Source organism: Alphaproteobacteria bacterium, from assembly GCA_030680745.1.
In the GTDB taxonomy this organism is placed as follows: domain Bacteria; phylum Pseudomonadota; class Alphaproteobacteria; order JAUXUR01; family JAUXUR01; genus JAUXUR01.
This window is the reverse complement of the sequence record JAUXUR010000059.1, coordinates 41,239-65,078: the sequence shown is the minus strand read 5'-3', so window position 1 is coordinate 65,078 and position 23,840 is coordinate 41,239. Positions and strand designations below refer to the sequence as shown.

The window sequence follows — 23,840 nt, the reverse complement described above, 5'->3', positions numbered from 1 at the left end:
TTTCTCCCTTTAAGACAATGTCTTGGAGGTAATCTGACGGAACACATCATCAAGATGACCATGTTCAACGCGTAATTCACCTGCTGCCCAACCACGTTCACGCACAATGGTACTCACTTGATCTAACAAATTAAATCCCTTTTTAGGGATAATAATATATTCAACATGTGATTCATTTTCCGAACATTTTTCGACACGTTTCACTGTATCAAATTGCATGAAGGTTGTGCGAGCAATCGTTGCTGAATCATTTTTGACTGTTACATAAATCGCATTATGACGTTCTGAACGTGCTTTTAAAGAATCAGGCGTTTCATCCGCTGTAATTTTGCCTTGCGAAATAATAATTGCGCGCGTACACACAGCTTCAACTTCTTCCAAAATATGAGTAGAAATAATAATGGCCTTATCTTTCGCCATTTCTTGAATCAATTTGCGCACTTCATATTTTTGATTAGGATCCAAACCATCAGTCGGTTCATCTAAAATCAACACGTCAGGATCATGGATAAGCGCTTGTGCAAGACCTACACGGCGTCTAAACCCTTTTGAAAGCGTTTCAATTTGTTGCTTAAGCACAGATCCGATATGCGTTTTTTCAGTTACAATTTTAATATTTCGTTCAATTTCATTTCCCTTAAGACCGCGCGCTTCAGCTACAAAAGTTAGAAACTCATAAGGCGTCATATCACCATAAGCCGGCGCACCTTCAGGCAAGTACCCCATTTTACGTCGCGCTTGAATAGGTTTTTCAGTAACATCATAGCCCATTATTTTGGCGGTCCCTGATGTTGGCAATAAAAATCCTGTCGCCATTTTCATGGTTGTTGATTTTCCAGCACCATTTGGCCCTAAAAACCCTAGGACTTCACCTCTTTGCACATTAAAAGAGATATCATCAACTGCTTTAATTGTATCAAAATATTTTACTAAGTTCTTAAGCTCAATGAGGCAGTCCATGTAATCCTCCTAAAGATATTCAGTATGACATTATCTTTACCAAATTCGTAAAAATTTCAAATAGTTTTATGTGTTTGCATTGCACTTATTTGCGCGAGCTTTTGCTGCAATGCATCTATTTCTTCTTTTAGTTGAACCAGATTAGGTAATTCAACTTCTAAGGTCTCTTTTTTTGGCAAGCCAAAAAATGTCATTAATTGAGCAAATACATCCTGATTTTTTTTTCGTATTTGATGTACATCCATGAATTTATACATACCTTTGAACGTATTGTTCATATAATCCTTAACAACGTTTTGGTTTTGCATAAAAGCTTGCATCGTGACATCAAGATAATTTGAAAGCGCATCATGGCTTTTATTATCATAAAATTTAATGAGGCCTCGTAAAAAAGCAATGGGCAAAAGACTTTGAGCACCACCTTCTTTTTCTAAAATAATTTGAGTAAGAACATGACGTGTTATATCATCACCAGATTTTGCATCATGGACGACAAATTCTTGGCCAAGCTTGATCATCTCAGCTAAATCATCAAGGGTAATGTAGGCGCTGGTGGCGGTGTTATAAAGTCTTCTATTCGTATATTTTTTGATTTTAACCGGGATAACCAGTTTTTCCTCACCCATATTTTCCTCATACTGATTTTAATCAACATTACAGGAAAGTTTCTTTTATGACTAGGCATCTTTAAAAAAAATGCCTACACTCTTGTTAAGAATTAGATTTCTTTCGAAACACGCTAATGTGAGGCGAGTGATAGGAGCTTCAGCACGGAAGACCCAAGTGTATCCTTATATACATGAGGAACTGAGTACTGAAACGACACATCAATCGACCACAGTAGTAGAGTTTCAAAAGAGATCTATTAAGAATTTTTAAGGGAAGAAAAATGCAACCCAACCCACCACAATTTTTTTCACCCCAACCTTCTCCAAGTGCTTATCCTTGCGACGAGGATTTTAATAAACATGAAGAGAATTCCCCTGCTTTGGGAATGCGTAGCCTTGATCGTTATATACATGCCTTGCAAGGAAGATCAACGTTAAGCATTTCACCTATTTCTTTAAGCCTTGCCTGGCTTGATTGGACCTTACATTTAGCGAATTCCCCTGGCAAACGAAATGAACTTACCGAAAAAGCCCTACGCAAATATTATCGATTTTTCATTTATTGTTTACATTCTATTTCTAATAAAGATGCTGATCCTTGCATAAAACCTTTAGCCAATGATACACGCTTCAAAGATAAATCTTGGCAAAATTGGCCTTTCAATTGGATTCATCAAAGCTTTTTACTCGGCCAACAATGGATGCATGCAGCAACTAATGATGTAAGAGGCGTCACACGTCACCATGAAGAAGTTGTTTCTTTTTCAGCACGCCAATTAATGGATGTTTTTGCACCCTCTAATTTTATTGCAACAAACCCTGAAATTCTTGAAGAAACGTATCGCCAAGCTGGCACCAATCTTATCACCGGGTTTTTAAACTTTTTAGAAGATCGTGAAAGAAAGGTTTCAGGTAAACCCCCTATTGAAACAGATGATTTTAAAGTTGGTTTGAATCTTGCAATCACACCTGGCAAAATTGTATATCGAAACAAATTAATCGAACTTATCCAATATGCACCCACAACTGAAAAAGTTAAGGCAGAACCTATATTAATAGTGCCCGCTTGGATTATGAAATATTATATTCTTGATTTATCTGAAGATAATTCCCTTGTTCGGTTCTTACGCGATCAAGGCTATACCGTTTTCATGATTTCCTGGAAAAACCCGCATCATGATGACCGCGATTTAAGTTTTGAAGATTATCGAAAATTAGGCGTTCTTGACGCGCTCAAAGCAGTTGAAACAATTGTACCACATCAACGCGTCCATGGCATTGGTTATTGTATTGGCGGCACATTATTAAGTATTGCCGCATCAACCCTTGAACGAGACAACGATCATCGATTCAAAACAATCACCTTACTTGCCTCCCAAGCTGATTTTGATGAAGCGGCCGAACTTAAACTATTTATAGATGAATCCCAAATCACTTACCTTGAAGACATCATGTGGGATCAAGGCTATCTAAGCACAAAACAAATGGCTGGCGCCTTTCAGCTTTTAAGATCAAATGATTTATTATGGTCAAAAATGATTCACCAATATCTAATGGGCAAAAGGGAAAAGGGCTTCGATCTTTTAGCCTGGAACGCCGACCCAACACGTATGCCCTTTAAAATGCATTCTGAATATTTACGTGATATCATTCTTAATAATGCGCTCGCGTCAGGAAATTATTTGACTGACGGAAAACCTATTACTTTATCACAAATAAAAACGCCCCTTTTTGTTGTTGGCGCAGAACGAGACCATGTCGCCCCCTGGAAATCAGTTTACAAAATACATGCTTATACTTTTCCTGAAATTACATTTTTACTCACAACAGGTGGTCATAATGCAGGTATTGTAAGCCCGCCTATAACAAAATCAGGACACCGAAAAAGAAGTTATCGTTTATCGGTCAGGGCTAAAAACAATCATACATATATAGAACCCGAAGCTTGGAAAAACTTAACCCCAACTCAAGAAGGATCTTGGTGGATTCCCTTTGCAGAATGGTTAAATAAACATTCTGAAGGTCCACATGATTTACCCAGAATGGGGGCGCCTGAAAAAGGATATCCGGCGTTGATGGATGCGCCGGGGACATATGTCCTCCAACATTAAAACTCTACTGCTGCGGTCGATTGATGCGTCGTTTCGGTACTCAGATCCTCATGTATATAAGGATACACTCCGGTCTTCCGTGCCGAACCTTCTATCACTCGTCTCACAGCAGCGAGTTTCATTTAAGAATGAATGCACTAATTAGATAAACAAACACTCTTGTTTCCCTGGACAAGTTGAAGCGCAACTTCATACGTATAGTTGTTTAACTTTATAAGCAGACAAGAAATGACGCGCGATGCGTATTCTTCATACGTGAGCAAGGAATGACGATGTATCCTTATGAAGTTAAACAACTATAGATCCAGGGTCCAGATTAAAATGCATGATCGCAGATCATGTCAAATTTAAATACATCATTACGAAAGACAATAAATGAAAAAAAATGAAGCGCTTATCCTTCCTTACAAAAATATATATCCAAATATTGGTGAAAATGTTTTCTTAGCACCTACTGCGCAAATCATCGGTAAAGTCACTATTGGTGATCATGCAAACATATGGTTCAATTGCGTTTTACGCGGCGACGTCCATGAAATTTCGGTGGGTGAAGGCACCAATATCCAAGATGGCACAATCATTCATGTAACCACGGGTGGACTCGGCACTCATATTGGTCAAAACGTAACCATAGGACACGCAGCGCTTTTGCATGATTGCACATTGGAAGATGAGTGTTTCATTGGAATGGGTGCAACTCTACTCGATAAAGTCTATGTTGAAAAAGGTGCCATGATTGCAGCAGGAGCACTTGTAACGCCCGGCAAACGCATTCCTAAAGGTGAATTATGGGCTGGCAGCCCCGCAAAATTCATGCGTTTTTTAACCGAAGCTGAATCCTTACATATTTCACATTCCGCCAAACATTATCAAAATTTAGCACAACAATATTTGGATTATTTTAAAGAATAACAATATACACCTCAATCGCAAATTACCTAAAAAAATGAAAAATTTATCATTTGTACAAAAAAAATAAAAAGAGGATAATAAATTATTGTGTGTCGCAATAAGGAGTTTTACGATGAAAAAAAACCTTTTCTCTTCCCTCAATAAAAATCTGATCATTATACTTTCAGGAATGTGGCTAATTTTTAGCGCAATATTCAATATTCATGCTGAAAACAACAACAATAATATTATTGAATATATTTTACAAGTGAAAGAGGCTAATTTTGATAGAGCCGCAACAACTGAAGAAAAAATAAAGATTATTTCAAGCAAATTTAATTTTGTATTCGAACAAAACAACAACAATATTAATGCCTTAGCTTTAGCGATTGGAAATGGCGATATACGTCGTGTAACAAAATTTTTAGAAATTATCGACAATGTGAACGATGAAAATTTATGGGTTTCCGTTTATGATTCCGATTCTGATAAACAAGAACCATATACACTCGCGGACGTCGCTATAGATGCTGAAAGTTTTATAAGTGACGATGAATTAAATTCATTGGATCGTTATGCTATCGTCCAACTTTTGATAAATAAAAAAATTCATTTCAATATAACACCAGAAACTGCCTATAATGAGCTTCAATATTTAGACAAAAAATACACAACACAAAAACAAAAAATAACTGAAATAGCAGCACTTTTTGATGCGCAACATCCACAAAATGATGCATCTTTTATTGAATATAGTAGACTTAAAGCACCCCGAACAAAAAGCTTTCACATAATGCACGTATATGGCGAAATATACGGCTATGACAATTTAAATCCAGAAATATATGCAGCCTTCCAAGAAGGACATGAAAAACTTAAGAATGCACTAAGAGCAAGTTTAGAAGCTGCTTAAAATATCAACAATACTTTATAAAAACTCAATCTACGGGACAAAAAACAACCTTTGCTAAAACCTGCAAATATCCAGCCGTTTCCCTGAACAAGCGAGAAGCGTAGCAACGAGTTCAGGAAAACAAAAGTGTGCAGGCAAGTTTTTAGCATGAAAAGAAAAATTATCCCGTAGATTGATAAAAAAAAATACTACATTTTTGATGCCTTGTAGCAACAAACCATAATTTTTTCTTCCTCATATAGCAATAAATTTAAAAAAAATACGAATATAGCGTTATTTAATAACAATAACTATCATCGTAAGGATTTTATAATGAAAAATAAGTTTAGACCCACGCTCACCTCAAAGCTAATTACATCATTTTTAGGCATGTTCTTATTTTTCAGCACAATCACAAATAGTCACGCAAAGCATGAAAAAAATATGATCATTGAAACAATTTTGACATTAACTGAACAAGCCTTCGATGACGTAGAACGAAAGCTCATTAATGAAATAAAAAAAGAAAATATTACTGAAGAACAAAGATTAATTGTCAAAGAAGAAACTGATAAAGAAAAATTAAGTATTATTTCAACACCCATTTCAAGCAAATATCATCGCGGTAAAAAAGATATACCAAATGATTTTTATCAATTAGAAAATGACAAATTTAATGTTAACCCACTTATTCTATCGATAGCACATGGAGATTTAAGACGCACAAAAAAATTTTTAAAAGTCATGATACCGATTAAATCTGAAAAATTTTGGAATGCAGGATTCGATGAAAACAATACATTAGCACATGCAGCACTCAATCCAGCACATTTTGGATGCTACAATTGGGATCACTTCCAACGTTACAGCATTATAGAATTATTAGCACAAAAAAATATTAATTTTAACAAAGCAGTTCCTATGTTAAAAGAACAATTTATGTATATAAATGATAAAGATTTACCTCAATATCCAGTTATAGAGAGAAAAAAATTGCTTCTCATCGCACTCCTTAACGGTGCTAACGCTGAAATGGAATATAGATTTTTTTCCGAAGAGGATTTTACAAATCCTGATTCCGAGTATTTTAAAACAATATTTGCATGCGGCCTTTATCGTGGTTTTAACAAATTAAACGAAGAAACGCTTAAGTTAATCCAGATTGGATATGAAGCATCATCAGACGTACTAAAAAATGAATGGGGTGAGAATCCATTTAAATCACGCAGTCGACTTTAATTAAAACAAAGCCCCCACCAATATGGGGGCTTTAAACGCGTGTTCACATTTATAAAATCCATCTTGTAACTTCGCAGAACTTACTCTAGTGTGACTCTAAACTAAATCATTGCAAAACAAACACATCAATGAAAAAAATACGCTTATCAATCTCATTGCTAATAAATCTTATGCCCTTTTCACTTATTGCATATCAAGGTGAATTCACCCCTTCTTTGTCCAGAAATGGACAAACAGGCCTTATTGAACTCCCTAATGCACGGATGCATGAAGAAGGTGTAGTTTCGATGGGTGGCAATTATGCTTATCCCAATTTTATATCCTATCTCATGATTCAGCCTTTTTCTTGGCTTCAAAGCAGCATTCATTATACAAACACGCAAGATTTATGGAAAATCAAAAAACACGACAATAATCGTAATTTAGACGCTAAAATACGTTTCTTCAAAGAATCAGCCTTTATCCCTGAAACATCTTTGGGCTTTATTGATGGATTAGGCACGCCTCAATTAAGAGGTTTTTATGGAGCCCTTTCAAAACGTTATTACGATTTGGACTTCACTTTGGGTTTTATCTGGGGGCATTATGGATTACATAATCTTTATAAAAATCCCCATAAATTTATACGTACCTACAATCCACCCGAAATATTTCAAAAAAATCTAAAACGGCATACGCATATTATTCCTTTTGCAGGCATTGAATATGCAACACCCATCAAAGGCTTAAACTTAAAAATTGAAGCTATTGGCGATCACAATATTTCAAAAAAACTAGCACGATACGCGCATAAATTACCTGTGAATATTGGTCTTTCCTATCAACCCTTTTCCTGGCTTCAATTATCCACAGGCTTTGAAAATGGTCATCAATGGATGGCAGGTCTTTCATTGCTAACTAATGTGAATAAAAACCTACCCACTTTAACGCGTCCAACCCCACCTCCCATGATCAAAGCAAGATCTGAAACCTTCAACAATAACCCTCTAATACAAAAAGAGGAAATAAATGCACAACAAATAATCGCTTTTTTAACTCAAAAAGGATTCAAAATTGAATCTCTTTATTTAGGCAATTCAAAAATTACTGTTGTTTTTGAAAACACTTTATATCGACTTCAAACTCAAGCATTAGGACGTCTTGCACGCACGCTTACACAAATAGCCCCCAACCGCATTCATTTTTTTGAACTCATCCAAAGCGACAAAAATCTGCATCTTCAAAAAATCATTGTAAAAAGAGAAGCACTTGAAAAAGTAGTACAAGGTCAATCTTCAATCGAAGAAATATGGCCACATCTTTTTCCAAGTGATGTGCCTTCAGAACTGCCCACAAATCTTATCAAAAATCGAAATCTATATCCGATTTTTAGTCCATACATTTTACCCAAAATCAGACAAAGCCTTTTTGATCAAAACAAACCTATAAGACTTGATATTGGTGCTGGTATTGGCACGCAGATTGAATTTGGTTATGGTTTTTTAGGGGCCGCTGAAATTGGTATAACGCTGTTAAATGATCTGGATAATCTTAAAATTGAATCACCTCATCAGGGACATCGCGTACGCAGCGATATAAAAAGTTACGTGAAACATGGTCGTCAAAATTTAACACATCTTCAATTTGATAAATTATTTCAACTTAATTCTTCTTTATTTGCACGCACATCCATTGGTTATTTTGAGCAAATGTTTGGGGGCATAAGTCAAGAATTCCTTTATAGACCCTATGATCGTAATTTTGCCTTTGGGATAGAAATGAATCATGTATGGCAACGTACATTTAACCAACGTTTTGAATTTCAAAAATATAATGTAACAAATGGACATGCAAGTTTTTATACAGATTTACCTTTTTGGGATATCGAAACGCACCTTCATTTAGGGCGCTATCTCGCCAAAGATTGGGGTGGGACGCTAGAAATTGCTAAACGTTTTAAAACGGGTGTTGAAATCGGTGTTTTTGGAACTTTAACTAATATCAATCGCAAAAAATATGATGAAACAAGGTTCGATAAAGGACTTTGGATCAAAATACCGCTTGAATGGATATTGGGCGGATCAACACGTCAAGAATTCGATTATAATCTTCGCCCCTTAAGTAAAGATGGTGGACAACGTGTTTATGTTTCGAACCGTCTTTATAAATTAACATCTCCTTATAGCAAGAATCGTCTCGAAAAAAATAGTCATTCTTTCCTAAAATAACAGTTTTTGCTTGCAGAAGAATGCAAACTTGCTATGATTTAATGTTATAGAACACTCTAGATCGGAATATAATATGCTCAAAAAACTTGCAATAAGCTTAATTTGTTTTTTAACCTTCGTTGACTTTACAACCACATTAAATGCTAATCCTGACATTAAAAATGAAAAAATTTTAAGACGCAGTAATAGTACAGAGCCACAATCTCTTTATATAGCACGTGCGTCAGACGTCCCTTCCAATATGCTTTTACGTGATCTTTATGAAGGCCTTGTAAACTGCGATCAAAATGGCAAAATTATTCCAGGCGCTGCACAAAGATGGGAAATTGACGAAACAGGTAAAATTTATACCTTCCATGATATTCGCGGGAATTGGTCGAATGGCGATCCTGTTACGGCTCATGATTTTGTATTTGCTTGGCAACATTTGCTTGACCCCAAAACCGCGTCTACTTATGCTTTTATACTTAATCCTGTTCTTAATGCACATGAAATTTCAAAAGGCGAAAATAAAGATCTAAATGCCTTAGGTGTAAAAGCACTTGACGCCCAAACACTTCAAGTCACCCTTAAAGCACCAACAGGTTATTTCTTAAATTCTTTATTACATTATTCCTTCTTTCCTTTCCACAAGGGTGCCTTAGAACAATATAAAAATGAGGTTACAAAACCTGGTAAAATGGTGTCTAATGGTGCTTTTATGCTCACCGAATGGCGCCCCCAAGATTACATTATGCTCAGTAAAAATCCTCATTATTGGGATCAAACGAATGTAAAATTGGATAAAGTACAATATTTTACAACGGAAGAACAAAATACAACACTTAAAAATTATCGTGCAGGGCAGCTTGATTTAACTTATGAAGTTCAAGCTGAAAAAATACAATTTATCAAACGTGACAAAGATCTTGTCAAAGATCTTAAAATACATCCTTATTTAAGCAATTATTATTATGGGATTAACCTGAGAAAGTCGCCATTAGGTACAAATAAAGATCTTCGTGAAGCTTTATCTATGGTTATTGATCGTGAAAAAATTGTAAATCACATTACACTTGCTGGCGAAATTCCAGCCTATGGTTTTGTGCCACCCATGACCGCAAACGCAAAACCCGCATCCCTTTCTTTTCAAGCGCTCAGCACGGAAGATCGTCTTAAACGCGCTAAAGAACTTTATGAAAAAGCAGGGTACAATCTTAAAAATCCCCTCAAATTCGAATTTTCGTATAATACAGACGAAAATCATAAAAAAGTTGCCTTGGCAATCATCGATATGTGGAAACATGCTTTCCCAGGCATCGAAGTCACTTTGCGTAATTTAGAATGGAAAGTCTTCTTACAAGAACGATCAGAGGGCAAAAACATTGAAATGTATCGTAGCGGTTGGGCTGGCGATTATAATGACCCTCTTACTTTTTTAGAAATTTTTAAATCGGATTCAGGTGTTAATCACACTGGTTATAATTCACCTCAATATGACGCTCTTTTAGAACAAGCCTCCATGAGCGTTGATTTAGAAAAACGTGCCGAAATATTTGGTCAGGCTGAAAAAATATTGCTTGAAGATGCCCCACTGATTCCCATTTATAATCGCGTTACAGCTAGACTTGTTAAACCTTGGGTTAAAGGCTATGGCATTGGTGGGTCAAATCTTTTGGATATATTTTATTCAAAAGACTTGGATATTGTAAAATAAAAGAGCTTTAATTTTTCATAAGTAAATATAGCCTTTTAAGGCTGGCCCATTTTAAAATTTGGGCCACTTTTAATTTTATTTTTCAACAATTTTATTTCCAGGCTCACATTCATAGTAAATTACCTCCACACATAATAAATTAATTTCTCAAAAAACATCAAAACATATCTAATCATCTAAATAACGCCTTAACGTATTCTTAATATTTAACATATAAAATTATATTTAAGTGATACAAAGGAGTTTTAAGATGATCAGAAAATATTCTTTACTTGCATTTATTGTACTCTCATCACACAATTTATTATATGTTGAAGCATATGGAGCACCCATTGCCTATACGCAATCAGATCCACTTACACCGCTCGACCCACATCTAAGCAATCATCTAGAACCACTTTACAAAACCAATAATATTCATCAACAACCACGACAAAGTAGAAGTGCAAATGGTGTTTCCTCGAATGTGCTCAACACTTATAAACGTAACCTTGATGAAGCCATGGGTAAAAAAACAACCACAATGCCTAAATCAGTTACTTCAAATACATCAATTGTTACAACAACAACTACAACCACAACAAATGATAAAGTCAAAAAAACCTCAACTGACCAAACGCAGAAAAAAGACATTAAAAAGACTGAAGCATCATCCCAAACGACAACAACAAGCGATACAAATACAAAAAATGAAGACAAAAAAATAATTTCGACAAACGAAGAAAAATACAAAAAAGAAAACAAAATACCTGAATCTATTGATAAAAAAACTGCAAAAGAAGATCAAAAAACGCTCGAAAAAGCAAACGCGAATAAAGAAAGCACTACAACTTTATATGAACAAAAAGACTTCAAAAAAGAAGCACGCAAACAAGCTTATGATGGTGCACGTCCACAATTATGGTATGGCGGTCCATGGAAACGTGGATAAGCAATAGAGCGCTTTCCACTGTTAATAGAGCGTAAGCACACCTCATGTAGAATGAGACTACACGCAGCTCCTCATTCCTTCTCTTAACCAAAAGCGAAAACACTACAGTCGTTCATTGCTTTAAACAAATCTAAAACATGTTGAGAATTCGACTTGCATTGTCCACACCCCCTGATACGCCCCGCGCCAAGACCCGCGGGGTCCATGCTAAAAAAATAAAATGATAGACATAATCGTTAATTTTCAATAAGTTTTATGGATCCCGCGATCAAGTCACGACCATATCATTACCCATAAGTACGACAAGTCTTAATTCTCAAAGCATACCCCACTGTTTCCCTGGACCAATGAGAGCCCAAAGGGCTCGAATGCGGATCCAGGGTCCAGAAATAATCATGATCGAAGATCATGGCTAAATGTTTAAAAAACAAAGACATGCTCTAACGAGCATGCATTTTAATCTGGACCCTGGATCTACGCATGAAGCTTTGCTTCAGCATGTCCAGGGAAACAATGGTAGTGGAAAAAATTTCGAACATGACTGTAAAAACTGCTCCGTAAATTGAATTGAGATATCATAAATTATATTAAATATCAATAGATTAAGATACTTATAGGTAATGATATGGTCGCAGGACGTAGGGGGTGGGATGTTCAAATTTCACCCTCCCTCCCCGTGAGTTACCTTGCGTTAACGTTTCGTCACATTTAAAAAAATTGTGATATTTAAATCACGCACCACACACACTATTTTTCCATCCTCATGCTTCCAAAAACTTATCCCCAAAAACATTGAACAAGTCTGTGGATAAAAATGGGTAAATTCATATACAGGCACACTTTTGCGTGATTTCAAGCCACATTTAATCAATTTTAAGTTGAAAAAAAATGCATTTTTTTATAAAAAAATACTATCTCTTAACCAATTTTTAATGACCCATCATTTATCATTTATGTATGGATGTTTGTATTTATTTACAAAATATCCAGAAATCTAGGTCAACAACCTATAAAATAAATATGTACATTCCGTTGACCTTCTTGTATATTTTGGGTAACTTTTATGACCTAAAATTTGTAAAAAAGTTTTTTTCAAGCAGTTGCATTGGAGGTAAACATGACAGCTGATAAATCGAACATTAAAAACGAGAGTTTTCTCTCGAAAGTTCGTGCCGTTATATGGCCCGTATATGGAAATGAAAATCTAAAATTCATTCCCATGGCATTAATGATGGCTCTCATTCTATTCAATTACACGATTTTGCGCGGCACCAAAGATGCACTCGTCATTTCTGGAGAAGGCTCAGGCTCTGAAGTCACCAGCTTTTTAAAAGTTTGGGGCGTTTTGCCATTTGCGATCATGTTTTTCTTTTTCTACTCAAAATTGAGCAACCTTTTAAGCAGGCCGGCTCTTTTCTACACGATCATTATGATCTTTGTTGTCTTTTTTGCAGCTTTCACAATCTTCCTCTATCCAAATCGTGATGCGCTCCATATGGGCCCAGAGAAATTATTTGCTATGCAAGCAGAGTATCCTTTCGCAAAATGGTTGATACCAATGCTAGCCAATTGGACAGATTCTCTATTTTATATCATGGCTGAATTATGGGGTTCTGTTGTCTTATCGCTGCTTTTCTGGCAATTAGCGAACTTATCCACACGTGTTAACGAAGCCAAAAGATTCTATGGGTTCTTTGGACTTATTGGTAATATGGGTGTGATGTTATCCGGTTTTGCAACAAAATACTTTGATACTTTAGGTAAAGAAGCAACACTTGCATCAGGAAACACAATTGATGGCTATGGAACAACTATTGGTTGGATTTGTGGATCAGTTGCTATTAGTGGCGCTATTATTATGGCGTTGTTTTTCTTCGTAAACAACAAAGTGATTGCCAATCCTAAATATGCACCACAAGAAGGTGAAGCACCCAAGAAAAAAAGCAAGCCTAAATTATCCCTTGGAGATAGCTTTAAACAAATATTTACATCCAAATATTTGGCTTATATCGCATTACTTGTTGTGATCTACGGCATTACGATGAATCTTATAGAACAAACATGGAAAAGTCAGATGAAAATCGCTTTCCCAAGCAGAGCAGAATATAATGCGGCTATGGGTGATGTATTCATCTGGATCTCCGTCCTTACCATGATCTTCATGTTATTAGGATCGAATCTATTGCGTATATTCGGATGGCTTACAAGTGCGCTGATTACACCAATTGTCATTCTTCTCACGGGTAGTGTTTTCTTCGCGATGATTTTATTCCCAGATACGTTTAGACCTTACATGATGGAAATGGGGATTTCTCTTACCGCCGTACAAGTTGCTTGTATGTTCGGGCAATGGCAACAAGTCCTCTCTAAATCAACCAAATATTCTTTATTTGATCCAACGAAAGAAATGGCCTATATCCCCCTTGATGATGATATGAAAATCAAAGGGAAAGCAGCTGTTGACGTTGTTGGGGGTCGCTTGGGTAAATCTGGCGGTGCACTTCTTCAGCAAGTATTACTTGTTGTAACAGCAGGCACACAAATAACGATCGCCCCTTATCTTGCAGGTCTTGTTCTAGTAGGACTAGGTATTTGGTTTTGGGCAGTCTTTGGCTTAAACAAACTATTCGTTGCTAAAAACAAAGAACCAACTGGCGGGCAAAAAGATAAAGAGCCAGCCAATATCGAAAAACCATCTGTTGAGCGTAAATCCGCTTAACAATTATCTTCGATACCTATTAAAAAAGGCGCTTAGGCGCCTTTTTTAATATTCAACATAAATCGTTAACTAAAATGTATTTAATCAGCCGGACCTGCATCATTTTCATGTATATCGCTTTTGGGTGCATCCCCTTTATCAGCCGTTGGTTCCCACAACATCTCTTTCTCACCACCACCTTCCGGTGCAATAGGCATATAATCGTCATAAGCCACAAGAGCTGGTGCATATAAAAAACAAAGGAAGACATAGATATATTTCATGATTTCCTCACATTTTATTATTTACTTTTGAATTCTTCTTCAGCCTTCTCTAGATAGTAATCCATTTTACGACGAATTTGATCTTCACTGATAGACAAATTATTACTTTTAATATCATCTAATAGTTTTTCGATCACATCCTCATGTCCTGGTTTTTTAAAATCAGCATCAACAATTGCATGCGCATAAGATTGTAATGCATCCGCCTGCAATCCAATTTTTTCTCCCAACCACAAACCTATCAAAAAATTGCGACGCGCAAGCATCTTGAATTTATGTGTTAATTCTTGTGAATGCTTTGCTTCTTGGGCTTGTTCTAGATTATCTAAAAATGTCATTTTGTCCCCCGTCCAACGTATTTGATTATTTTAAAGTCTAACGCCAACCACATCTTAAAATAGATAAAAGCAATTGACAAATCCTTCTACATCCCCCATATCAAGAATGCAAGAAGAATCTATGTGAGAGTCACAAAAATGCCGATGCCAGCACAAGAAATTTTAAACATCCTTAAAACTGCTTTTCCAGAAGCGGATATTGAGCTCAATGATTTAAACAATGATCAAAATCACTATGGTTTAAAGATTACAAGCGTAGACTTTAAAGATAAAACACGCATTCAACAACATCAGCTCGTTTACAAAGCGTTGGGCCCTAAAATGGGTAATGAATTGCATGCCTTAGCACTTACCACACAAATTAAATAGAAAGGTTTAAAATGTCAGAAAACCCCGTTTTTAATCAATTTAAAAAAGATATTAGTGAAAATAATGTCGTTCTTTATATGAAAGGCACACAAGATTTTCCCCAATGCGGTTTTTCAAATTATGTTGTTCAAGTCTTAACCCATTTTAATCTTGATTTTAAAGATATTAATGTGTTAGATGACCAAGAAATACGCGAAGGCATTAAACAATTCACAAATTGGCCAACCATTCCCCAACTTTATATAAAAGGCGAATTCATCGGCGGCTGTGATATTGTCCGCGAAATGTATGATTCGGGCGAATTACAACAATTACTTAAAGATAAAAAGATTATCGCCTAAAAAAATTCTAGCCTGGGTAGCTCTTATAAGATATAAATTATAAGTAGATCTTACATAAGGAGTTACCCCCTAATTTGAACGCAGCTTTTTTTTCTAAAAACTATTTAATTTGCTTTTTATTTTTTTTAACGCCATATCTTTCCTTTGCCGCCACCAAAGACGTCAAGATTTTTTATTGGGCCAACGCTATTCCTAAATCCGTATTTACAGATTTTGAAAAAGAAACAGGCCTTAATACTATATCCACTATCTTTGATTCTGACGAATTGCTTGAAGCAAAACTTTATGCTGGTCTTACGGGCTTTGATGTCATCATTTTAACGGCAAACCCTTTTTTACCCAATCATTTAAAAGCCAAATTTTACCAAAAATTAGATAAATCAAAACTGCCTAATCATAATAACTTAGACCCCATTATTATGAAAAAATTGCTCAATTATGATCCTGACAATCTTTATGCGATTCCTTTTTCTTGGGGAAGTGCTGGCATTGGCATCAATCAAGACAAAGTCTTGAAAATTATGCCTGACGCGCCCATAAACTCATGGAAGCTTTTTTTTGATCCCAATATTTTAAAAAATTTCCAAAAATGTGGGATTGCCATGGTTGATTCCTCAACAGAAATTCTCCCCCTTATGCTTCATTATTTAGGCTATAATCCCCACAGTCTAAAATTAGATGAACTCAATCACGCCAAAGAAGCACTTCTTAAAATTCGTCCTTATATCAAAGAAATTAATAATAGCAATTATATTTCTAATTTTGCCAATGGCAATTTATGTCTTGCTTTAGGTTGGTCCGGCAATATATTACAAGCAAGAAATGCCGCGCGTGAAAGCAAAAATGGTATTAATATTACTTATCATCTTGCAAACGAACTAACGCCCATGTGGATCGATATTATGGCCATCCACCATGAAGCACCAAACCCTGATGGCGCACATCAATTTTTAAATTTTATGATGCGTCCTGACATTGCGGCCCGCATTACGAATGAAACCGGTTTTGCAAATGGTAATTTAAGCTCACATTCATTAATAGAACCAGATTTAATTAATGATAAAACATTATTCCCACCACCTGAAGTAATCGAGCGTTTTCACATGGATCATCCTGCACCCCTACGTTATGAGCAAAAACGTGTGCGTGTGTGGGAACAATTTAAAAGTAATAGCAAGGACTAAAAGCACTAAATGAGTAAAAGTAAAATCCCCTTTTATAAAAAAGTACAAGAACAACCTTGGCTAAACCCACGTGAAAAACCCTATATCCATCTTGAAAATATTTCAAAATATTTTGGGGATGTGGCAGCCGTCAAAAACGTTAATTTATCTATTTATAAAAGTGAGTTCTTTTCACTTTTAGGACCTTCCGGTTGTGGCAAAACAACCCTTTTACGCATGCTTGCAGGCTTTGAACGACCAACAACAGGACGTATCTATATTGAAGGCATCGATATGACCGATGTGCCGCCTTATGATCGTCCCGTTAACATGATGTTTCAATCTTATGCCTTATTTCCACATATGAATGTTGAAGAAAATATCGGTTTTGGTTTGCGTCAAGATGGCATCCCTAAAAACGAAATTAAAAATCGCGTTGAACAAATCTTAGAACTCGTCAAAATGAGCGAATTAGGCAAAAGAAAACCCCATCAATTATCCGGCGGTCAACGTCAACGGGTGGCGCTCGCTCGAAGTCTTGTGAAACGTCCTAAATTACTATTGCTGGACGAGCCTCTTGCAGCCCTTGATCGTAAATTACGCGAACATACACAATTTGAATTGGTTAATATTCAAGAAAAAGTTGATATTACATCATTAATGGTTACGCATGATCAAGAAGAAGCCATGACGATGTCCACCCGTATTGCTGTTATGTCTGAAGGTCAAATTGTTCAAACAGGTACACCCACCGAAATTTATGAATTCCCGCACACAAAATTTATTGCTGACTTTATTGGAACAGCCAATATGTTTGAAGGCGTATTGGTTGAAGAAGAACCAGACCATGCCTTAATTCATTCTGAAGAAATTGATGGCGATCTATATATCAATCATGGTGTATCTGTCCCTATTGGCTCCCATGTATGGGTAGCTGTTCGTCCAGAAAAAATCACGATTCATAAAAATGAGCCTAAAGAAAAACGCAATTGTGCTAAAGGCATCGTCGTTGAAATTGCCTATTTAGGCGATGTATCCATTTACCATTTACGCCTTGAAACAGGTAAAATCATTATGGCAACTGTCACGAATTTTAACAGAATTACAGACCAAGAAATGACCTGGGATGATGAAGTGTATCTATCTTGGAAACCATCCAGTGGCGTGGTCTTGGTAACGTAACTATCCACATTATGGACAAAATATGGCTTTAAGTCTAAACATACCAACACTCAGCCGTTTCCCTGAACCAATGAGGGCCCAAAGGGCTCGAATGCCGATTCAGGGTCCAGATAGTACTCATGATCGAAGATCATGACATGCTTTAAAAAAATAGAGTCATGCTCTCCGAACATGTATTTTAATCTGGATCCTGTATCTGCCTTCGAAGCTTCGCTTCAAGGCGTTCAGGAAAACAGTATAATGTATATCAAACTTCGAAATTAAAAGCTAAAACACATGAATAAAAACATAACAACATCAACACTTCAAGAAAAATGGCAAAAAAATCAATCTGGTTTTGGATTTTTATTGTCAAAAAATCTTGTTATATTGCTTCCTTATTTCTGGGTTATTCTTTTTTTCCTCGTACCGTTGCTGATCATCTTAAAAATTAGTTTTGCCGAACCCATTATTCAGCGCCCGCCTTTTACTGATCTTATAGATTTTGTAGATGGAAAGTTTATTCACATAAAATTAACACTCGAAAGCTATTTGAATATCATTAATGACAATATTTATATTCAATCATTCTTAAAATCTTTAAAAATTGCTTCTGTTTCAACTATATTATGCCTTTTAATTGGCTATCCTTTAGCCTATGGCATCACACGTTTACATGAAAAAAAACGCTTTTATTTTCTATTACTCGTTATCCTCCCCTTTTGGACCTCTTTTTTAATTCGGGCTTATGCATGGATCGGTCTTTTAAAGGATGATGGTATTATCAATTCCTTTCTTTTATACACAGGACTTATTAATCAACCCCTCGCCTTACTCAATAACGAATTTGCTGTTTATATCGGTATTGTCTATTCTTATCTACCTTTCATGGTCCTATCCTTATATGGCAGCCTTATGAAAGTTGATGAATCACTTCTAGAGGCCTCAGCTGATCTTGGATGCAAACCTTATAAAAGCTTCCTAACGGTAACACTACCTTTGTCCATTCCTGGTATTATTGCAGGATCCATGCTCGTTTTCATTCCAGCTGTTGGAGAATTCGTGATTCCTGATCTTTTAGGCGGTCCGGGCATTAATATGATTGGCAAAACATTATGGACAGAATTTTTTCTAACGCGTGATTGGCCAACAGCCTCAGCACTCGCCATTGTTCTACTCGTTATTTTAATGGTGCCCATCGCTATACTCCAATATATACAACGCAGAACAGCGATTGGAGGATCATATAATGACAAATAGATCTTATTTTAGACTCATAAGCCTTGGTTTAGGGTTCGCCTTTTTATATTTACCCATTTTAATGCTTATTATTTACTCCTTTAATGAATCTCGTTTCGTCAATGTCTGGGGCGGTTTTTCAACCAAATGGTATCAAACATTGTTTGAAAATGATGAAATTCTTGATGCTGCTTTTTTAAGCATTAAAATTGCAGCGGTTACGGCCACGATCTCGGTCTTTATTGGCACCCTCGCCGCCTTGGCTTTGGTACGTTTTGGTAATTTCAAAGGACGGTTTTTATTTTCAGGCCTCGTCACGGCCCCCCTTGTTATGCCAGAAGTAATTATTGGTCTTTCCTTTTTACTTCTTTTTATAGCCCTTGAATCCTTGACAGGTTGGCCGAGCAATCTAGGTTTTTCAACAATCACAATTGCGCATGTTACGCTTTCTTTGGCCTATGTCGTCATTATTATCCGTGCGCGCTTACAAAGCTTTGATTATTCACTTGAAGAAGCTGCCCTTGATTTAGGCGCAAAACCGTATAAAGTCTTCTTTAAAATTACATTACCCATCATTATGCCCGCTTTATGCGCCGCATGGCTTCTTGCCTTCACTTTATCGCTTGATGATTTGGTTGTTGCAAGCTTTGTCACAGGCCCAGGTGCCACAACATTGCCCATGGCTATTTATGCGTCCATCAGAACAGGCGTTAGCCCTGAAATTAACGCCCTTGCAACCCTTATTGTGTTGTTCATTTCACTCGGCATTGCGATGGCTGCCATTATTATGAACCGCAAAAGAAATGATCGAGCGTCTTATTAAGGTTTAAAACATTAAATTTTTCCTCTTGCTTCGTTTATGAATTTCGTTCTATAAATCATCACGTTAGAACAATAAAATTTTTATAGAAAATCAATAGGTTCTAATTTAACAACCAATAATCGAGGGAAATAATGATTCAACGTATATGTTTAACGCTTTTTATGCTCGTTTTTACACTTGATGTAAGTGCCCTATCTCGTGAAGAAAAAGAAAGAATCACTAAAGAGTTTTTAAAAGACGCAAGCGAAAGTGTTCGTCGAAATTTATCATCGCATATATCTTTTTTCGAACAGCTGCCATTAAGTAGTTATTCTAAGGAGGATAAAGAATTTATTAAATCTCATCTTGATCAATTAGTCACACTTACTTGGTTAAAAGAACTTGATTTATCAGGATTTGAATTAGACTCTTTTCCTAATTTATCCTCAATGACCGAATTAAAAGTATTGAAGCTTTCTAATAACAACATTCAGAATCTACCTGATTATATTGGACGTCTTGATAGCCTCAGAGAACTCAATCTTTTTAATAATTTATTTACAGAAGTGCCAAAAAATTTAAAACATTTAAAACATTTACACTCACTTTCCTTATCTAACAATAAGATTAGTATAATTCCTTTATGGCTTATCCAAGAAACACAAATAAAACAGCTTGGTTTAAAGGATAATTTCATACGAAATATTCCCTACGAATTTAGAAATTGGATTTTATTAGGTGGTTATATTGACGTTTCAGGTGTTGCACTTCAAAAAACAAGTGAAGGTATAAACTTAGGATTAGATGATTTAGAATTTTTACAAAAAAAGCAAAAAGAAAAAAAATATTCTCCAGCAAATTTTAACAATAAATCTTTAAAATCTGCTATTTACCAAAAAATTGAAAAACAAAATCCACATATCAATCTAGATAATCTTTCAGAAATACGTACAAAAGATTTACCTGAAACTAGTTTAGAGGGCAATGAAATGATCTCTCTATTTAATAAACTGCTTGAAAAGCTTAATCTTCAAAATGACAACAAACCTTTTTATTTAGATTTTTATGAATTGACTGGATTCTGGCCTAATGATTCTGATCCAATTACAAATAAAAAACGTTTTCAAGAAATTGCTTTTCCTTTTGTAATTGAATTTTTAAAATCAGTTTGGGATATGCCTTTTTCTAAAACAAAAATATCTAGTTTTATTATAGAGGAAAACAAACTTTTATTTAAAAAAATATTTACGTATATCATTACAAAACTTAATCTTAAAGAGAATAAAGACCTTGTTTTTTCCTTTATGTATCAGATGATAGAATCAGTTATCAATCCATTTAACTTGTTAGAAATTATACATCCAACTTTACTTGAGTTACAAAAAAGAGATTTGTATCTAATTGAAGATATAAAAGATAGATTGTATCAATTTATAGTTTATAAGAAAGAGTCATGCCTTGATTTAGCGTTATCAAATATTGACAAAAACCATCAGATTCCAATTAAATGCTATTATAAACTATCGTTAAATAAAGATCTTGGCCTTTCTTACCAAGATATAATGCCTCACATACGTTTATCTATACCCGCAAATGATCCTTTTGAAGGAAATCCCTGGACTATCTTTGATTGCTTTTTAATGAGATTTACACCTAATTATCTTATCGTCTCAATTATTGAAAACACAAAAAAGAATAAAGAAGAAAATAGTCTTTTTACAACTAAAGAAATAGCTCAATTTTTAAAAGAAAACGATGAAATAGATGGATCAAATCCAAATTACTGGGAAGCTTATTTTACCGAAGATCCATTTATTGATGACAACCAATCCACATTAAAAGAAAAAGGTGCTCAAAAAGTATTAGAACTTTTTAGTATTATTAATGAGGAGTAATTAGCAACATATTTAAAAAGAGTTCATTTAATATCTTGTTAACACACTCTTTTTAATCTATATACAAAAATTTTTTTGATCTATTTAAGAATTTTCTTTTATAAATTCTTCATATAACAAAAAAATTTTTGTAAAAAATAAATACGTTCTAATACAACTAACAACAATAGAGGAAGATTATGATTCAACGTATATGTATAACGATTTTTATGTTGGTTTTTGCACTAAATCTAAACGCAATATCTAGAGGAGAAAAAGAAAAAATTACCAAAGAATTCTTAAAAGACATAAAAGACATAAACAGCATGGCTCATGATGATCTTTTATCAAGGCTGGCACATCATAATCAGCTTTCTTATAATCATTCCAATGAAGACTCAAAAGACTATCTTAGGTCCCGCTTTGATCAGTTAGCTATATTTACTTGGCTAACGTTAATTGATTTATCAGGATTTGACTTAGAAAATGTTCCTGATTTTGTATCCTCTATGAAGGAATTAAGAATATTGAATATTTCAAACAATAAAATTGTTTCTTTGCCCGATGACCTTTCTCAACTTAACAACATCGAAGAACTCAATCTTTCTAATAATTTATTTACTGATGTACCTGAAAGTTTAAAAAATTTTACTACATTAAGCTTACTTGACTTATCTAAAAATAGGATCAGTGCCATCCCATCATGGCTTGTTCAAAATAAAAGTATAAAAAAACTTATTTTTTCGGATAATTTCATACGAAGTATTCCTAAGGAGTTTAAAAATTGGCTTTCATCAGGGGGTGATATTGTTCTATCAAATGATACATTTCAAAAAATGGGTGAAGGAGAAAATATTGGTTTAGATGATTTACAATTTTTAAAAAGAAAACAAAAAGAAAAAAAATATTTTTCGGCAAATTTTAATAATAAATCTTTAAAATCAGCTGTTTATAAAAAAAATGAAAAGAAATACCCACATATCGATTTAGATAATCTTTCAGAAATACGTCCAAAAGATTTACCTGAAGCTGATTTAGACGGCAATGAAATGATCTCTCTATTTAATAAATTATCCACAAGTCTTAATCTTGAAAGTGACGACAGACCTTTGTATTTAGATTTTTATGACATAACTGGGTTCTGGATTGATGATATTGATCCCATTACAAATAAAAAATGTTTTCAACAAGTTGTTTTTCCTCTTGCAAAAGGATTTCTTAAAACAATTTGGAATATGCCTCTTTCCAAAGGAGAAACAGCAAGTTTCATACTAGATGAAAACAAACTGCTATTAAAAAATATATTAGCTTATATCCTTACAAAACTTAATGTTAAAGAAGATAAAGGACTTATTTTCTTATTCATGCAACACCTAGTACAAGCTGTTATTAATCCTTTAAATTCTATAGAGATTATACAACCAACTTTATCAGAATTACAAAAAAGTGACTTACATCTTATAGAAGATGTAAAAGATAGATTGCTTCAATTTATAGTATATAAAAAAGAATTATGTTTTGATTCAACATTATTAAATGTTGACGAAAAATATCAAATTCCAATTAGATCTTATTACAAAACGTCTTTGAATGATGATCTTGGACTTTATTGCCAAAACATCCCAACTCAAATACGTATACCTATCCCTACAAACGATCCTTTTGAAGGAAACCCTTGGTCAGTACTTGATTCTTTTTTAATGAAGTTTACACCTCATTATCTTATTGAATGCATTATTGAAAATACAAAAAAGGCTATAGCAGAAAATAGTTTTTTTACAATCGAAGAACTTGCTCAATTTCTAAAAGAAAACGATGCAATGGATGATTCAAATATCAATTATTGGGAACCTTATTTTACCGAAGATCCATTTATTGATGACAACCAATCCACTTTAAAAGAAGAAGGCGCTCAAAAAGCATTAGAACTGTTAGGCATTATAAATGTGGAATAGTTACTAACCTTCCGTAAGAAGAGTGCATTTTATCGATTCAGAATGAACCCTTTTAAACAGAAACCAGGCTCATCAATTGAT

General features: G+C 34.9%; 20 protein-coding genes. 16 read left to right on the top strand and 4 right to left on the bottom strand.

What is annotated here, in order from left to right:
- Positions 1–9 precede the first annotated feature (9 nt).
- Positions 10–960, bottom strand: coding sequence for an ATP-binding cassette domain-containing protein (locus Q8L85_06810; protein ID MDP1724396.1), 951 nt, complete (start codon positions 958–960; stop codon positions 10–12).
- Positions 961–1,016: 56 nt separating this feature from the next.
- Positions 1,017–1,586, bottom strand: a complete 570-nt coding sequence (gene phaR, locus Q8L85_06805; GenBank protein ID MDP1724395.1) for a polyhydroxyalkanoate synthesis repressor PhaR — start codon at positions 1,584–1,586, stop codon at positions 1,017–1,019.
- A 263-nt stretch (positions 1,587–1,849) separates the two neighbouring features.
- Between phaR and Q8L85_06800 the strand changes: the two genes are divergently transcribed.
- The 8 genes from Q8L85_06800 to Q8L85_06765 all read left to right on the top strand — a co-directional run bounded on the left by Q8L85_06800 (position 1,850) and on the right by Q8L85_06765 (position 14,254).
- Complete coding sequence (locus Q8L85_06800; protein MDP1724394.1) at positions 1,850–3,679, top strand: alpha/beta fold hydrolase; 1,830 nt, start codon at positions 1,850–1,852, stop codon at positions 3,677–3,679.
- A gap of 375 nt (positions 3,680–4,054) precedes the next feature.
- Positions 4,055–4,591: a gamma carbonic anhydrase family protein gene (locus Q8L85_06795; GenBank protein ID MDP1724393.1), complete on the top strand. Its 537-nt coding sequence runs from the start codon at positions 4,055–4,057 to the stop codon at positions 4,589–4,591.
- Positions 4,592–4,703: 112 nt separating this feature from the next.
- Positions 4,704–5,483 (top strand): hypothetical protein, encoded by a 780-nt coding sequence (locus Q8L85_06790; GenBank protein ID MDP1724392.1) that lies wholly within the window; start codon positions 4,704–4,706, stop codon positions 5,481–5,483.
- A 312-nt stretch (positions 5,484–5,795) separates the two neighbouring features.
- On the top strand, positions 5,796–6,701 hold the full coding sequence (locus Q8L85_06785) for a hypothetical protein (protein MDP1724391.1): 906 nt from the start codon (positions 5,796–5,798) through the stop codon (positions 6,699–6,701).
- A 128-nt stretch (positions 6,702–6,829) separates the two neighbouring features.
- Entirely contained in the window at positions 6,830–8,908 is a 2,079-nt protein-coding gene (locus Q8L85_06780; GenBank protein ID MDP1724390.1) for a YjbH domain-containing protein, read from the top strand.
- 73 nt (positions 8,909–8,981) lie between these two features.
- Complete coding sequence (locus Q8L85_06775) at positions 8,982–10,604, top strand: peptide ABC transporter substrate-binding protein (protein MDP1724389.1); 1,623 nt, start codon at positions 8,982–8,984, stop codon at positions 10,602–10,604.
- Positions 10,605–10,854: 250 nt separating this feature from the next.
- Positions 10,855–11,535, top strand: coding sequence for a hypothetical protein (locus Q8L85_06770; protein MDP1724388.1), 681 nt, complete (start codon positions 10,855–10,857; stop codon positions 11,533–11,535).
- Positions 11,536–12,652: 1,117 nt separating this feature from the next.
- Positions 12,653–14,254: an Npt1/Npt2 family nucleotide transporter gene (locus Q8L85_06765; GenBank protein ID MDP1724387.1), complete on the top strand. Its 1,602-nt coding sequence runs from the start codon at positions 12,653–12,655 to the stop codon at positions 14,252–14,254.
- Positions 14,255–14,334: 80 nt separating this feature from the next.
- Here Q8L85_06765 and Q8L85_06760 read toward each other — a convergent pair whose 3' ends face one another.
- Both Q8L85_06760 and Q8L85_06755 read right to left on the bottom strand, forming a co-directional pair.
- The gene (locus Q8L85_06760) at positions 14,335–14,517 is read right to left on the bottom strand and encodes a hypothetical protein (protein MDP1724386.1); all 183 of its coding nucleotides are present in this window, start codon (positions 14,515–14,517) and stop codon (positions 14,335–14,337) included.
- Between the two features lie 17 nt (positions 14,518–14,534).
- Positions 14,535–14,855 carry a DUF1476 domain-containing protein gene (locus Q8L85_06755; GenBank protein MDP1724385.1) on the bottom strand — a complete coding sequence of 107 codons (321 nt, stop codon included), beginning with the start codon at positions 14,853–14,855 and terminating at the stop codon, positions 14,535–14,537.
- Positions 14,856–14,993: 138 nt separating this feature from the next.
- Here Q8L85_06755 and Q8L85_06750 point away from each other — a divergent pair, with 138 nt between their 5' ends.
- The 8 genes from Q8L85_06750 (at position 14,994) to Q8L85_06715 (ending at position 23,759) form a co-directional block, all read left to right on the top strand.
- On the top strand, positions 14,994–15,224 hold the full coding sequence (locus Q8L85_06750) for a BolA/IbaG family iron-sulfur metabolism protein (GenBank protein MDP1724384.1): 231 nt from the start codon (positions 14,994–14,996) through the stop codon (positions 15,222–15,224).
- Between the two features lie 11 nt (positions 15,225–15,235).
- Complete coding sequence (grxD, locus tag Q8L85_06745; protein ID MDP1724383.1) at positions 15,236–15,565, top strand: Grx4 family monothiol glutaredoxin; 330 nt, start codon at positions 15,236–15,238, stop codon at positions 15,563–15,565.
- A 74-nt stretch (positions 15,566–15,639) separates the two neighbouring features.
- The gene (locus Q8L85_06740; protein ID MDP1724382.1) at positions 15,640–16,749 is read left to right on the top strand and encodes an extracellular solute-binding protein; all 1,110 of its coding nucleotides are present in this window, start codon (positions 15,640–15,642) and stop codon (positions 16,747–16,749) included.
- A 9-nt stretch (positions 16,750–16,758) separates the two neighbouring features.
- Positions 16,759–17,910 carry a polyamine ABC transporter ATP-binding protein gene (potA, locus tag Q8L85_06735; protein MDP1724381.1) on the top strand — a complete coding sequence of 384 codons (1,152 nt, stop codon included), beginning with the start codon at positions 16,759–16,761 and terminating at the stop codon, positions 17,908–17,910.
- Positions 17,911–18,186: 276 nt separating this feature from the next.
- Positions 18,187–19,149 (top strand): ABC transporter permease subunit, encoded by a 963-nt coding sequence (locus tag Q8L85_06730; GenBank protein ID MDP1724380.1) that lies wholly within the window; start codon positions 18,187–18,189, stop codon positions 19,147–19,149.
- Positions 19,139–19,951: an ABC transporter permease subunit gene (locus Q8L85_06725; GenBank protein ID MDP1724379.1), complete on the top strand. Its 813-nt coding sequence runs from the start codon at positions 19,139–19,141 to the stop codon at positions 19,949–19,951. The genes Q8L85_06730 and Q8L85_06725 overlap by 11 nt, the downstream gene beginning before the upstream one ends.
- Before the next feature lie 131 nt (positions 19,952–20,082).
- A complete protein-coding gene (locus tag Q8L85_06720) occupies positions 20,083–21,825 on the top strand; it encodes a hypothetical protein (GenBank protein ID MDP1724378.1) in 1,743 nt (580 codons plus the stop codon).
- 179 nt (positions 21,826–22,004) lie between these two features.
- On the top strand, positions 22,005–23,759 hold the full coding sequence (locus Q8L85_06715; GenBank protein ID MDP1724377.1) for a leucine-rich repeat domain-containing protein: 1,755 nt from the start codon (positions 22,005–22,007) through the stop codon (positions 23,757–23,759).
- Positions 23,760–23,840 lie beyond the last annotated feature (81 nt).